The organism is Propioniciclava sp. (genome assembly GCF_047602245.1).
GTDB lineage: Bacteria > Actinomycetota > Actinomycetes > Propionibacteriales > Propionibacteriaceae > Propioniciclava.
The window spans coordinates 2,370,917-2,384,538 of record NZ_JASGHT010000001.1 but is presented as its reverse complement, the minus strand read 5'-3'; the positions used below and the strand labels follow the sequence as shown (position 1 = coordinate 2,384,538).

The window sequence follows — 13,622 nt, the reverse complement described above, 5'->3', positions numbered from 1 at the left end:
CCGGTGAACGTGCGAGACGGCCGGCCCCCACAGGGGACCGGCCGTCTGGCGTGGTGACTGATCAGCCCTTGAAGCGCGGGAACGCGGCGCGGCCCGCGTAGACCGCGGCGTCCTCGAGCTGCTCCTCGATGCGGATGAGCTGGTTGTACTTCTCGACGCGCTCGGAGCGAGCCGGGGCACCGGTCTTGATCTGGCCGCAGTTGGTGGCGACGGCCAGGTCGGCGATGGTGGTGTCACCGGTCTCACCGGAGCGGTGCGACATCATGCAGCGGTAGCCGTTGCGGTGCGCGAGCTCGACGGCGTCCAGGGTCTCGGTGAGCGAGCCGATCTGGTTGACCTTGACGAGCAGGGCGTTGGCGGTCTGGGTGTCGATGCCGCGCTGCAGGCGAGTCGGGTTGGTGACGAACAGGTCGTCGCCGACCAGCTGCACCTTGTCGCCGAGGGCGTCGGTGATCTTCTTCCAGCCGTCCCAGTCGGACTCGTCCAGCGGATCCTCGATGGAGACCAGCGGGTACTTCTCGACCAGGCCGACGTAGTACTCGATCATCTCGTCGGACGACTTGGAGGCGCCCTCGAAGGTGTAGGAGCCATCGTTGTGGAACTCCGAGGCGGCGACGTCGAGCGCGAGGGCGATGTCCTTGCCCGGCTCGAGACCGGCGGCCTTGATCGCCTCGACGATCAGGTCGAGCGCGGCGGCGTTGGACTCCAGGTTCGGCGCGAAGCCGCCCTCGTCGCCCAGGCCGGTGGCCAGGCCACGGTCATGCAGCACCTTCTTCAGCGAGTGGTACACGGCCGCGCCGAGCTGGACGGCCTGCACGAAGGTCTCCGCGCCGATCGGGGCGATCATGAACTCCTGGATGTCAACGTTGGAGTCGGCGTGCGACCCACCGTTGAGGATGTTCATCATCGGGACCGGGAGCACGTGGGCGTTCGGGCCGCCGACGTAGCGGTACAGCGGGAGGCCGGAGGATTCGGCGGCGGCGCGGGCCACGGCGAGCGAGACGCCGAGGATGGCGTTGGCGCCGAGCTTGCCCTTGTTGTCGGTGCCGTCGAGGGCGATCATGGCCGCGTCGATCTCACGCTGATCGGTGGCGTCGAGCCCGAGGACCTCTTCGGCGATGGCCTCGTTGACGTTCTCGACAGCCTGGAGGACACCCTTGCCCCCGTAGCGGCTCTTGTCGCCGTCGCGCAGCTCGACGGCCTCGAACGCGCCGGTCGACGCGCCGGACGGAACCGCGGCGCGGCCCTGCGAATCGTCGTCGAGGAGAACCTCGACCTCAACGGTGGGGTTGCCGCGGGAATCCAGGATTTCGCGGGCGGTGACGATGTCGATGCTTGCCACAGTGACTACCTTTCGTCGTTGTCTGGGCTTGGCTCACACCCTAGCGCCGATGACGTGTGCGCGCGGGTTTGCTTGCGTTGTTCTTCTCAGGGTTTGGATCGTTTTTCTGCTGCGTTCACCGCGCGTTCGCGCGCGCCGCCTCGCGGCAGGCCCTGCTCAGGCTTGGATTTGTGTGGGCTGCGACAGCGCACCGGAGGTCAGGCCGAGTTCGACCGGATCCCAGTTGCCGTAGCGGGGGTTGAACGTGATGGGGGTCTTCGCCAGTTCCTCGCGGAACTGGTCGCTGCCGACCTCCTGCAGCAGCGCGTAGGTGGTGCCCACCGCGTCCGCCCACGGTGCGCCCTCCGGTGTGCCGGCCACCATCTGGGCGGCCTGGTTGCCCTCGATCACGGCCTTCTTGCCGGCCTCGGACAGGGTGAGACCCAGGCGGTCCGCGATCTGCCGGGAGGCCTCACCGAGGGTGAGGTCATAGGCAGCCTGCCGCAGCGAAGCGGACGCCTCAGCGCCCGTCACCGCGGTGATCGCCCCGGCCACGGCCTGGGCCTCGCTGTCGGGGACGCGTTGGCCACCCACGACGGCGGCGGCGTTCGGCGGTGCCGAGCATCCGGTCAGCAGGATCGCCGCGGCAGCGGCGGCGGCAACAAAGCGCGCGGGCTTGTTCATCTTCTTCGAGGTCTCCTCGGCCGTGAATGGACGCCTCGATCCTAGCCCGATCCCCCGCCGCCCGCCGGTACGGCGATGCCCGCGCACCGGCGTCCGGTGGCACCTTCGGGTCTGGAGTCAGCTACCCAGCAGCAAGGCGTTCACCGCGGCGGTGGCCCACTCCAGCAGGGCGGCGTCGGTCAGCGGCTTGCCCGCGATGGGCGCGGTCATCGGACGCGGCAGGAACAGCTGCCCGGTCGCCTTGTTGATCCGCGAGCCCGGGTAGAGCCGCTGGCGGCGCATATCGCGGCTCTCGGGCAGCGATACCGGGGAGAACCGGATCATCGTGCCCGCGCTGAGCACCTCGGTGATGCCGGCCTCACGGCACAGCAGCCGGAACCGGGCGACGCCGAACAGGTTCTCCACCGGTTCGGGCAGCGGGCCGTAGCGGTCGAGCAGTTCGGCGCGGACCGCGTCCAGTTCGGCCGGCGCGCGCACCGCGGCCAGCCGCTTGTACATCTCCAGGCGCAGCCGCTCGGATTCGACGTAGTCGACCGGCAGGTGGGCGTCCACGGTCAGCTCGATCTTCATCTCGGGCTCGGGTTCGGACGCCTCACCGCGGAAGTCGGCGACCGCCTCGCCGACCAGCCGGATGTAGAGGTCGAAGCCGACGTCGGCGATGTGCCCGGACTGTTCCTCGCCGAGCAGGTTGCCCGCGCCGCGGATCTCCAGATCCTTCATCGCGATCGCCATGCCCGCGCCCAGGTCGGTGTGCGCGGCCATGGTGGCGAGCCGGTCGTGCGCGGTGTCGGTGAGCGGCTTCTCCGGCGGGTACAGGAAGTAGGCGTAGCCGCGCTCGCGGCCGCGCCCGACGCGTCCGCGCAGCTGGTGCAGCTGAGAGAGGCCGAGCAGGTCGGCCCGCTCGATGATCAACGTGTTGGCCGAGCTGATGTCCAGCCCCGCCTCGACGATCGTGGTGCAGACCAGCACGTCGGCCTCGCGCTCCCAGAAGTCGACCATCACCCGCTCCAGCTGATGCTCGTTCATCTGCCCGTGCGCGACCGCGACGCGCGCCTCGGGCACCAGGTCGCGGATGTGCGCGGCGGCCTTCTCGATCGTGTTCACCCGGTTGTGGATGTAGAACACCTGGCCCTCGCGGGCCAGTTCGCGGCGGATCGCGGCACGGATCTGGGCGTCGTCGCTGGGCCCGGCGAAGGTGAGCACCGGGTGGCGTTCCTCGGGCGGGGTGGCGATCACGCTCATCTCGCGGATGCCGGTGATCGCCATCTCCAGCGTGCGCGGGATCGGGGTGGCCGACATGGCGAGCACGTCCACGTTGAGGCGCAGCTTCTTCAGCGCCTCCTTGTGGTCGACGCCGAAGCGCTGCTCCTCGTCGATGATGACCAGGCCGAGATCCTTGAACTGCACCTCGTTGCCAAACAGCCGGTGCGTGCCGACGACGACGTCGACCGAGCCGTCGGCGATCCCGTCCATCACTGCGCGCGACTGGGCCGGGGTCTGGAACCGGCTCAGCGCGGCGACGGTGACCGGGAAGCCGGCGTACCGGTCGGCGAAGGTGGCGTAGTGCTGCTGGACCAGCAGCGTGGTCGGCACCAGGATCGCGACCTGCTTGCCGTCCATCACCGCCTTGAACGCGGCCCTCACGGCGATCTCGGTCTTGCCGTAGCCGACGTCGCCGCAGATCAACCGGTCCATCGGCACGATCTGCTCCATGTCGCGCTTCACCTCGGTGATCGCGCCCATCTGGTCGGGGGTCTCCACGTAGGAGAAGTTGTCTTCGAGTTCGCGCTGCCACGGGCTGTCCGGCCCGAACGCGTACCCCTGCGAGGCCTGCCGGGCGGCGTACAGCTTGATCAGCTCGGCGGCGATCTCACGGACGGCCTTGCGGGCGCGCGCCTTGCGCTTGTTCCAGTCCGCGCCACCCATCCGGTCCAGCGAGGGGGCCTCGCCGCCCACGTAGCGGGTGACCTGGTCGAGGGCGTCCATCGGGATGAACAGCCGGTCGCCGGGCTGGCCGCGCTTGGACGCCGCATACTCGATGACCAGGTATTCGCGGGTGGCGCCGCCGACGGTGCGGGTCATCATCTCGACGTAGCGGCCCACGCCGTGCGCGTCGTGGACGATGTAGTCCCCCGGCTTGAGCTGCAGCGGGTCGATGGCGTTCTTGCGGCGGGCCGGCAGTTTGCGTTCGGCCTTGTCGGCCGGGCCCTTCGCCCCGGACAGGTCACCGGAGGTGAAGACGCGCAGGTTGAGCCGGTCCAGCCGGAAACCGCGGGGCAGGTCGGCGACCATGATCTCGGCCCGGCCCGCCAGGTCGTGCTCGGCGAGCACCTCGCCCAGGCGCTGGGCGCGTCCGGCCGAATCGGCGACCAGCACCACGGTGGTGCCGGCGGCGACGGCGTCCGCGATGGCCTTCACGGCCGCTTCGAGGTCGCCGCGGAACGGCTCGTTCTCCTCGGCGGGGATCTGGCGGGATTCCGGGTCCTCGGCGAACGGCGACAGCGTCCACCAGGCCTGGCCGCGATCCAGCGCGCCGCCGCGCACCTCGGCCAGCTGCCGGTAGGCGGACGCCGCCAGGTCGATCGGCGCCTTGCCGCCCTCGGCCGCCGCCGACCAGGACGCCGCCAGGAACTCCTGGCTGGTGGCGTGCAACTCAAGGGCGCGGGTGCGCACCTTCTCGGGATCGCTGACCAGCACGGTGGTGTTGGCCGGCAGCACGTCGGTGAGCAGTTCGAGCTTGTCGACCAGCGCGGGGGCGAGGGCCTCCATGCCGTCGACGGCATGGCCCTCGGCGATCCGGGTGAACAGTTCGCGAAGCTGATCGGGGACGCCCGCGCGCGCGGCATGCGCAGCGGCCCGGGCGCGCACCTGCTCGGTGAGCAGCATCTCGCGGCACGGATCGGCGGTGACCTCGTCGAGGGTGTCCTCCAGCGAACGCTGGTCGGCGACCGCGAACGGGCGGATCTCCTCGATGGTGTCGCCGAAGAAGTCGATGCGGACCGGATGCTCCAGCGTCGGCGGGAACACGTCGACGATGCCGCCGCGCACCGCGAACTCGCCGCGGCGCTCGACCAGGTCGACGCGCACGTAGGCGGCATCCACCAGGGCGCGGGCGATGTCGTCGACGTCGTGGTCCTCGCCGACGGCGATCCGGACCGGCCGCAGCTCGCCCAGCCCGGCGACCTGCGGCTGCAGCACGGCGCGGACCGGCGCGACCACGATGCGCGGGGCCGGCTGCGGGGCATGGCCGGCCAGGCGGCGCAGCACGGTGAGGCGGCGTCCGACCGTATCCGAGCGTGGGCTCAGCCGCTCGTGCGGCAGCGTCTCCCAGGCCGGGTAGTAGGCGACGGCGTCCGCACCGATCAGCGAGGCCAGCGCGTCGCGGGTGTTCTCGGCCTCGCGATAGGTGGAGGTGACCACCAGCAGCGGACGCCCCCCCTGGCTGCTCAGCGCCGCCGCGAGCAGCGGGCGCACCGCGGCCGGGCAGACGGCGTCCAGCGTCGGCTCCGCGCCTGCGCGCGCGGCGTCGATCAGCCGCGCGAGGGTGGGTTCGGAGGCGACGAGCTCGATCAGGCCCGCACTATTCACCCCGACAGTGTAGTTCGCGCCGGATCAGCCGATCAGGCCGTGCCACTCCTGCAGTGAGCGGACACCCTCGGTGCCGCGGCGGTGCGCGGCGATGCCGATCGCGGCGGCGTAGGCGCCGGAGGTGGTGGTCATGTACGGCACCTTGGCGCGGATCGCGGCCTTGCGGATGTAGCTGTCGTCGACCTCGGACTCCTTGCCGGCCGGGGTGTTCACCACGAGTTGGACGCGGCCCTCGCGAACGTCGTCGACCATATTCGGAGTGCCCTCGTGCAGCTTCTCGACCACCATCGCGTCGATGCCGTTCTTGGCCAGGAAGGCCGCGGTGCCCTGCGTCGCCGCGATCTGGAATCCGCTCGCCACGAAGGTGCGCGCCGCGGTCAGCACATTGGCACCCGGCGTGCCGGGCTGGGTGCCGACCCGGTCGCGGGCGGCGACCGTCATCAGCACCGTGCCTTCGGTGGGCAGCGGCGACTGGATCGCCTCCTGGCTCTTGAAGAAGGCCAGCCCCGGGTTGGAGGCCAGCCCCAGCACCTCACCGGTCGAGCGCATCTCGGGGCCGAGCACCGGATCGACCTCGGGGAACATCGAGAACGGGAACACCGCCTCCTTGGCGCCGAAGTAGGGCACCGCCCGCTTGGTCAGGCCGAGCGAGGCCAGCGACTCCCCCAGCATCAGCCGGGTCGCCAACGAGGCCATGTTGACGTCGCACACCTTGCTGACCAGCGGCACCGTCCGGGATGCGCGCGGGTTCGCCTCCAGCACGTAGACGACGCCACCCGAGATCGCGTACTGGATGTTCATCAACCCGACCACGCCGAGTTCGACGGCGATCCGGCGGGTGTAGTCCTCGATGGTGGCCAGGTGCTCGGCCGGGATCGTCACGCTCGGCACCAGGCAGGCCGAATCGCCCGAATGGATGCCGGCGTACTCGATGTGTTCCATCACCGCCGGGACGAAGGCGTCCGTGCCGTCGCACACGGCGTCCGCCTCGCATTCGAGCGCGTTCTCCAGGAAGCGGTCGATCAGGATCGGGCGATCCGGGGTGACGCCCTCGGCGGCGTCCATGTAGCGGCGCAGACCCTCGTCGTCGTGGATGATCTCCATGCCGCGCCCGCCCAGCACGTAGCTCGGCCGCACGATCACCGGGTAGCCGATGCCGGACGCCACCGCGACGGCCTCGGCGGTGGTGACGGCCATGCCGGCGGCCGGCATCGGGATGCGCAGCCGGTCCATGATGGCGCGGAACTGGTCGCGGTCCTCGGCCAGGTCGATGGTGGCCGGGGAGGTGCCCAGGATCGGGACGCCGGCCTCCTGCAGCGCGCGGGCGATGTTCAGCGGGGTCTGGCCGCCGAACTGGCAGACGACCCCCTCGGGCTTCTCGCGCTCGTAGATGGCCAGCACGTCCTCGACGGTGAGCGGCTCGAAGTAGAGCTTGTCGGAGGTGTCGTAGTCGGTGGAGACGGTCTCGGGATTGCAGTTGACCATGATCGTCTCGAAGCCGGCCTCGCGCAGCGTGTAGGCGGCGTGCACGCAGCAGTAGTCGAACTCGATGCCCTGGCCGATCCGGTTCGGGCCGCCGCCGAGCACCATCACCTTGCGGCGATCCGAGACCGGCTTGGGCGCGGGCAGCGGGTTCGGTTTGGCGGGGTCCTCGGGCAGGTAGGTCGAGTAGTAGTACTCGGCGTCCTCCACCCCCGAGACCGGGACGGCCTCGTAGCGATGCACGATGCCGTCGGCGATCCGGCGCGCGCGCAACTCAGCCTCGGCGACGCCAAGGATCGCGGCCAGGTAGGCGTCGCCCAGGCCGGCCTGCTTGGCGGTGCGCAGGGCCTCGGCGGGCAGGTCCGCCAGGCGTCCGGCGTAGGCCTCCACCGCCTGCTCGGCGGCCAGGATCGCGGCCATCTGCTCCAGGAACCAGGCCTTGATGTGGGTGAGCTCGGCCAGCTGCTCGATGCTCGCCCCGGCGCGGAGCGCCTCGTACAGCAGGTACTGCCGGTCCGAACTCGGCTCGGCGAGCCGGGCCAGCAGCGCGTCGAGGCCCAACTCGCGGAAATCGGAGGCGTTGCCGAGGCCGGAGCGCCCGTTCTCCAGGCCGCGGATCGCCTTGCCGAAGGCCTCGTTGTAGCTCTTGCCGATGCTCATCACCTCGCCGACCGCGCGCATCTGCGTGCCCAGCTTGTCGATCGCGCCGGGGAACTTCTCGAACGCCCAGCGGGCGAACTTGGCCACCACGTAGTCGCCCTCGGGGGTGTAGCGCTCCAGGGTGCCGTCGCGCCAGTACGGGATCTCGTCGAGGGTGAGGCCGGCCGCGAGCAGGGTGGAGACCATCGCGATCGGGAAGCCGGTCGCCTTCGAGGCCAGCGCCGAACTGCGCGAGGTGCGCGGATTGATCTCGATGACCACCACCCGGCCGGTCTTCGGGTTGTGCGCCAGCTGCACGTTGGTGCCGCCGACCACGCCGATCTCGGAGACGATCTTGTGCGCGATGCGTTCCAGTTCTTCCTGAAGTTCGGGAGCGATGGTCATCATCGGGGCGTTGCAGTAGGAGTCGCCGGTGTGCACGCCGACGGCGTCCACGTTCTCGATGAAGCAGACGCTGATCAGCTGGTCCTTGGCGTCGCGGACCACCTCGACCTCCAGTTCCTCCCAGCCGAGGATGGACTCCTCGACCAGGATCTGGTCGATCGGGGAGGCCTGGATGCCGCGGAACGCGATGGTGCGCATGTCCTCGTCGTCGTAGACGAAGCCGCCGCCGGTGCCGCCCATCGTGTAGGCCGGGCGCACCACCATCGGGTAGCCGACCTCGGCGGCGAAGGCGAGGGCGTCCTCGACGCTGGTCACCGTCTTCGAGCGCGGCATGTCGACGCCGATCTCGGCCATGGTCCGCTTGAAGGTCTCGCGATCCTCACCGCGCTCGATCACATCCTGGGTGATGCCGATCATCGCCACGCCGTTCGCCTGGAGAATCCCTTGGCGATCCAGCGCCGTCGACAGGTTGAGGCCGGTCTGGCCGCCCAGATTGGGCAGCAGCGCGTCCGGCTTCGACTTCTTGATGATCTTCTCCAGCGTCGGCACATTGAGCGGCTCGATGAAGGTCTCATCAGCCATCAACGGATCGGTCATGATCGTCGCTGGGTTCGAGTTGACCAGCGCCACCTCGTAACCGAGCCCGCGCAGCGCCTTGCAGGCCTGGGTGCCTGAATAGTCGAACTCGCACGCTTGGCCGATCACGATCGGCCCCGATCCGATGATCAGAACCTTGCTGATGTCGTCGCGCTTGGGCATGCGGTGCCTACCTCCGTTGGTCGGGATCGCCAACAACCCTAGTGCCCCGGCCCGCTCAGTTCGGCCGGTCGCCGCAACCCGGGCGGTCTCGCTACACGCCGACGACCTTGACGTGCCCCTCGCACAACCGGCTGAGATCTCCCGGATCGGACGTCATCAACGCGACGGGGCGCACTTGGCGGGAGGCCAACTCCGCGACGACCGCATCGATGGCATGAGCATGCCCGTGCAATCCCGCGGCGACCAAGAGCGCACTGGCCGCTCGCGCCGATCGATCGGTCACCGGCTCGATACGCACGCGGGATAGGACCCAGTCGAGACGACGCCGGTCGAGCCGTCGGTGTGTCACCTCGAGAATGGTCATCGCCGAAACAACGACATCCGCTTCGCGACGATGCGCGGCCCTCAACAGCGCCAGGATTCGCCGGTCTTCAACGAGCCAGCCGGACAGGCCCTGGGCGTCGAGCACCACCGTTCCACCCGCAGCGTTCACGCCGCTCCCGCGCTTGTCTTCTCGCCGAACAACTCTCCCTCAGCAGCGGCGATATCGGCCTCGCTGAAGAAACCGTGCTCCTGCTCATGACGATCGAGTTCCTGCCCCAGCAGCGCATGACGGATCTTCGCCGCGAGAGCCTCGGCCGCATAGCCGGACAGGTTGTCCGTCAGCCCGCGGGCGGCCTCGACCAACTCCTCCGGGAGCGTGATCGTGATCTTCTTGGTCACCATCACCGCACCATACTGCGATATGGCGTTCGTGCCTAGAGGGGCGCCCCAACGATCAGGAGTTGAAGCGGTTCTGGGCGGTCGCGAGGTCGTGGTTGATCAGGCATTCGACGGCGTCGGCGGCGCGGGACGCCTCGACGGCGTAGTCGGCGCGCAGCGCCGAAGGGATCGGGGACAGCACGTAGTCGGCCGGGTCCTGGCGGCCCGGGGGGCGTCCGATGCCGAAGCGGACCCGGAAGAAGTCGCCGGTGCCCAGCGAGGATCGCATCGAGCGCAGGCCGTTGTGGCCGTTGTCGCCGCCGCCGGATTTGAGGCGCAGCTGGCCGAAGTCGAGATCGAGCTCGTCGTGGATCGCGATCACCTGGGCGGGCTCGATCTTGAAGAAGGCGCACGCCTTGGCGACGGCGGCACCGGAAGCGTTCATGAAGGTGCGCGGCTTGAGCAGGACGACGCGTTCGGCGTCCGCCCCGACGCCGCCCATGCCGGCGGCGGTGAGCCGGGTCTCGCACACGTCGGCGCGCATGCCGCGCGGCGCCGTGAAGGGCGCGCGCGCCCGCGCGGCCAACTCGTCGGCCACCATGAAGCCGACGTTGTGCCGCGTGGACGCGTAGGTCGGGCCCGGATTACCGAGCCCGACCACTAGCCATGTCGTCAAGACAGGATCACTCCGCCGCGGCCTCGGCACCCTCGGCCTCGTCGCCGGCCTGGGCCGCCGCGCGAGTCTGGGTGATGGAGAGGATCAGGTCGTCGGGCTCGCCGGCGTAGACGGCACCCTCAGGCAGCACCAGCTCGGCGGCGGTCAGCTGCGCGCCGATCTCCAGGCCGGACACGTCGACGGTGATCTCGCTGGGAATGTGGGTGGCCTCGACCTCGAGGGTCAGCGTCTGCTGGTCGATGACGAGGACGCGGTCCTCCTTGTCGGCGCCGGTCACGACCAGCGGAACCTCGACCGACACCTTCTCGCCACGCTTCACCACGAGCAGGTCGACGTGCTCCAGGAAGCCCTTGATCGGGTCACGCTGCACCTGCTTGGGCAGGACGAGCTGGGCGGCGCCACCGTCGACGCTGATCGACAGCAGGGCGTTGGCGGTACGCAGCGCGAGCAGCGTCTCGTGGCCGGGCAGCGCGATGTGCACCGGGTCGGCGCCGTGGCCGTAGACGACGGCGGGAACCTGGCCGGCGCGGCGCAGACGGCGGGACGCGCCCTTGCCGAACTCGGTGCGGGCACTGGCGGCGAGCTTGATCTCGTGAGCCATGGGTTGTTCTCCTCAAAAACCTTGCTGACAAAGCACTCTGGGCCTGGCAAGGGAGGGCCTTGTCGATCACGGGACCATCGCGGTCCCCTCGCCAAGCAACCCGCCCAGCCTACCGGACGCCGCGGCCCCGGACCGAATCGGGTCCGGGGCCGCGGCACAGCGACAAAGAAGGCGCTACAGGTTGGTCCCGTCGAACAGGCTGGTCACCGAACCGTCCTCGAAGACCTCGGTGATCGCCTTGGCGATCAGCGGCGCCACCGACAGCACGGTCATCTTCGGGATGCTGATCTCATCGCTGATCGGCAGCGTGTTGGTGACGATGATCTCCTCGAACGCCGACTCGTTGAGGCGGCGCGCCGCCGGCCCGGACAGGATCGGGTGGGTCGCCGCAGCGATCACCGTGGCCGCGCCGTGGTCGCGCAGCGTCTGCGCGGCGGCGCAGATGGTGCCGGCGGTGTCGATCATGTCGTCGACCAGCAGGCAGACCCGGCCCTCGACGTCGCCGACGACCTCGCCCACGGCGACCTCATTGGCCTTGTTCGGGTCGCGGCGCTTGTGGATGATCGCCAGCGGCGCGCCGAGGCGGTCGGTCCAAGCGTCGGCGAGACGGACGCGGCCGGCGTCCGGCGACACCACGGTCAGGTTGTCCAGCGGGAACTTGTCGAGCACGTACTCGACCAGCACCGGAAGCGCGATCAGGTGATCGACGGGCCCGTCGAAGAAGCCCTGGATCTGCGAGGCGTGCAGGTCGATCGACATCAGCCGGTCCGCACCCGCAGTCTTGTACAGGTCGGCGACCAGTCGCGCCGAGATCGGCTCGCGCCCGGCGTGCTTCTTGTCCTGGCGTCCGTACGGGTAGGACGGGGCGACCACGGTGATCCGCTTGGCGGAGGCGCGCTTGAGCGCGTCCACCATGATCAGCTGCTCCATCAGCCACTCGTTGACCGGCGCGGGATGCGACTGGATCACGAAGGCGTCCGCGCCGCGCACCGACTCCTCGAAGCGGCAGTAGATCTCGGAGTTGGCGTACGTGACCGCACGCGTGGGCACCAGATCGACGCCCACCAGCGCGGCGATCTCCTCGGCGAGCTCGGGATACGCGCGTCCCGATGCGAGGATGAGGTGCTTCTCGGACTGGCGCTTGATACCCGTCACGGCTGGGTGGTCCCTTCGTTGTTGCTCGCCTCGACTGCGGCACGGTGCGTCTTGGTCCCGGCGCGCCGGCTCTCTACCCAGCCGGGAATATTACGCTGCCGACCCCGCGCGATGGCGAGTTCGCCCGGCCCGACGGTGTCGGTCAGCGCCGAGCCCGCCGCGACGTAGGCTCCGTCGGCGACCTCGACGGGCGCGACGAGCACCGTGTTCGAGCCCACGAAGCTGTGCCGCCCGATGCTGGTCTTCGACTTCAGGACGCCGTCGTAGTTGGCGAAGATCGTGCCCGCACCGATGTTGGCGCCCTCCCCGATCTCGGCATCCCCGCAGTAGGTGAGGTGCGGGACCTTGGCGCCCGCACCGATCTGGGCGTTCTTCGTCTCGACGAAGGTGCCGATCTTGCCGCCCGCGCCCAGCACGGTGCCGGGCCGCAGGTAGGCGAACGGCCCCACCGACGCCCCGGTGCCGATCACGGCCAGGCTGCCGTGGGTGCGGACGACGTGCGCGTTCTCGCCGACCTCGACGTCGATCAGCGTGGTGTCCGGCCCGATCACCGCACCCGAGCTGACCGAGGTGGCGCCCTCCAGGCTGGTGCCCGGAAGGAGGGTCACGTCGGGGGCCAGGTCGACGCTGGCGTGCAGCCAGGTGGTGTCGGGATCGATGACGGTGACGCCCTCGCGCTGCCACTTCTCGACCAGGCGGCGGTTGTACTCCTTGTTGAGCCGCGCCAGTTGGACGCGGTCGTTGACGCCCTCGGTCTGCGCCTGGTCATCGAGCACGCAGGTGTGCACCGACTTGCCCACCGAGCGGGCGTACTTGACCACGTCGGTGAGGTACAGCTCGCCCTGGTCGTTGTTGCTGGTCAGCGACTCCAGCCCGGCGCGCAGCACGCCGGCCTCGAAGACGTAGATGCCGGCGTTGATCTCGCAGATCTCGGCCTGCTCCGGCGTGCAGTCGCGCTGCTCGACGATCGCGGCCACCTGGTCGCCGTCGTCCTCGCGGACGATGCGGCCGTACCCGAACGGGTCGTCCAGCACCGAGGTGAGGATCGTGACGGCGTCACCGTTGGCGCGGTGCACATCGAGCAGCCGCACCAGGGTCTCGCCGGTCAGCAGCGGAACGTCGCCCATCGTCACCACGATCTCGCCCTCGGCGTCCCGCAGCGGCGCGAGGCCACAGCGCACCGCGTCCCCGGTGCCGTTCTGGTTCTCCTGGACGGCGGTCACCACGTGCGGAGCCACCTCGGCGAGATGGGACTCGACCTGCTCGCGCTCATGACCGACGACCACGACGAGGCGCTCGGGCATCAACGCGTCCGCCGCGTGCACCGCGTGGCTGATCATCGACCGTCCGGCCACCTGGTGCAGCACCTTCGAGGTGCGCGACTTCATTCGCTTGCCCTCGCCTGCCGCGAGGACCACGACCCCTGCGACGCCCTGCCCACCCATGCCTGTCTCCTCATCGTTGGTGGCCTTAGCGCACCCCGGGTAGGAGTCGAACCTACTTCGCTTGTCCTGATTCAAAGTCAGGCGGGCCCTGCCGAAAGACCAACCGGGGTTCGTCCACAACAGCGGACTCGCCCATCCTAGCGGCGCGGCATGCCGGGGCGCAGA

10 protein-coding genes and 1 tRNA gene are annotated in these 13,622 nt (G+C 69.7%); all 11 read right to left on the bottom strand.

The features are described 5' to 3' along the window. Positions 1 to 61: 61 nt before the first annotated feature. Entirely contained in the window at positions 62 to 1,342 is a 1,281-nt protein-coding gene (eno, locus tag QM708_RS11330; protein WP_415108309.1) for a phosphopyruvate hydratase, read from the bottom strand. A 156-nt stretch (positions 1,343 to 1,498) separates the two neighbouring features. After that, on the bottom strand, positions 1,499 to 2,005 hold the full coding sequence (locus QM708_RS11325) for a hypothetical protein (RefSeq protein WP_415108306.1): 507 nt from the start codon (positions 2,003 to 2,005) through the stop codon (positions 1,499 to 1,501). Between the two features lie 117 nt (positions 2,006 to 2,122). Next, entirely contained in the window at positions 2,123 to 5,593 is a 3,471-nt protein-coding gene (gene mfd / locus QM708_RS11320) for a transcription-repair coupling factor (RefSeq protein WP_415108303.1), read from the bottom strand. Between the two features lie 24 nt (positions 5,594 to 5,617). Then, the gene (carB, locus tag QM708_RS11315) at positions 5,618 to 8,878 is read right to left on the bottom strand and encodes a carbamoyl-phosphate synthase large subunit (RefSeq protein ID WP_415108300.1); all 3,261 of its coding nucleotides are present in this window, start codon (positions 8,876 to 8,878) and stop codon (positions 5,618 to 5,620) included. A gap of 91 nt (positions 8,879 to 8,969) precedes the next feature. Further along, complete coding sequence (locus tag QM708_RS11310; RefSeq protein WP_415108297.1) at positions 8,970 to 9,347, bottom strand: hypothetical protein; 378 nt, start codon at positions 9,345 to 9,347, stop codon at positions 8,970 to 8,972. 20 nt (positions 9,348 to 9,367) lie between these two features. Further along, on the bottom strand, positions 9,368 to 9,604 hold the full coding sequence (locus QM708_RS11305) for a type II toxin-antitoxin system CcdA family antitoxin (protein ID WP_415108294.1): 237 nt from the start codon (positions 9,602 to 9,604) through the stop codon (positions 9,368 to 9,370). 52 nt (positions 9,605 to 9,656) lie between these two features. Continuing rightward, the gene (pth, locus tag QM708_RS11300; RefSeq protein ID WP_415108291.1) at positions 9,657 to 10,256 is read right to left on the bottom strand and encodes an aminoacyl-tRNA hydrolase; all 600 of its coding nucleotides are present in this window, start codon (positions 10,254 to 10,256) and stop codon (positions 9,657 to 9,659) included. Positions 10,257 to 10,263: 7 nt separating this feature from the next. After that, the gene (locus QM708_RS11295; RefSeq protein WP_415108287.1) at positions 10,264 to 10,857 is read right to left on the bottom strand and encodes a 50S ribosomal protein L25/general stress protein Ctc; all 594 of its coding nucleotides are present in this window, start codon (positions 10,855 to 10,857) and stop codon (positions 10,264 to 10,266) included. Between the two features lie 174 nt (positions 10,858 to 11,031). Beyond that, positions 11,032 to 12,012, bottom strand: coding sequence for a ribose-phosphate diphosphokinase (locus tag QM708_RS11290; protein WP_415108284.1), 981 nt, complete (start codon positions 12,010 to 12,012; stop codon positions 11,032 to 11,034). Next, entirely contained in the window at positions 12,009 to 13,457 is a 1,449-nt protein-coding gene (gene glmU, locus QM708_RS11285) for a bifunctional UDP-N-acetylglucosamine diphosphorylase/glucosamine-1-phosphate N-acetyltransferase GlmU (RefSeq protein WP_415108281.1), read from the bottom strand. The genes QM708_RS11290 and glmU overlap by 4 nt, the downstream gene beginning before the upstream one ends. Before the next feature lie 31 nt (positions 13,458 to 13,488). After that, positions 13,489 to 13,567 (bottom strand) — tRNA-Gln (locus QM708_RS11280). Positions 13,568 to 13,622 lie beyond the last annotated feature (55 nt).

Coding starts and splice junctions, on each gene's coding strand:
- QM708_RS11325 (WP_415108306.1), bottom strand. CDS start 2,005: ATGAACAAGCCCGCGCGCTTTGTTGCCGCCGCCGCTGCCGCGGCGATC.
- glmU (WP_415108281.1), bottom strand. CDS start 13,457: ATGGGTGGGCAGGGCGTCGCAGGGGTCGTGGTCCTCGCGGCAGGCGAG.
- carB (WP_415108300.1), bottom strand. CDS start 8,878: ATGCCCAAGCGCGACGACATCAGCAAGGTTCTGATCATCGGATCGGGG.
- QM708_RS11305 (WP_415108294.1), bottom strand. CDS start 9,604: ATGGTGACCAAGAAGATCACGATCACGCTCCCGGAGGAGTTGGTCGAG.
- QM708_RS11295 (WP_415108287.1), bottom strand. CDS start 10,857: ATGGCTCACGAGATCAAGCTCGCCGCCAGTGCCCGCACCGAGTTCGGC.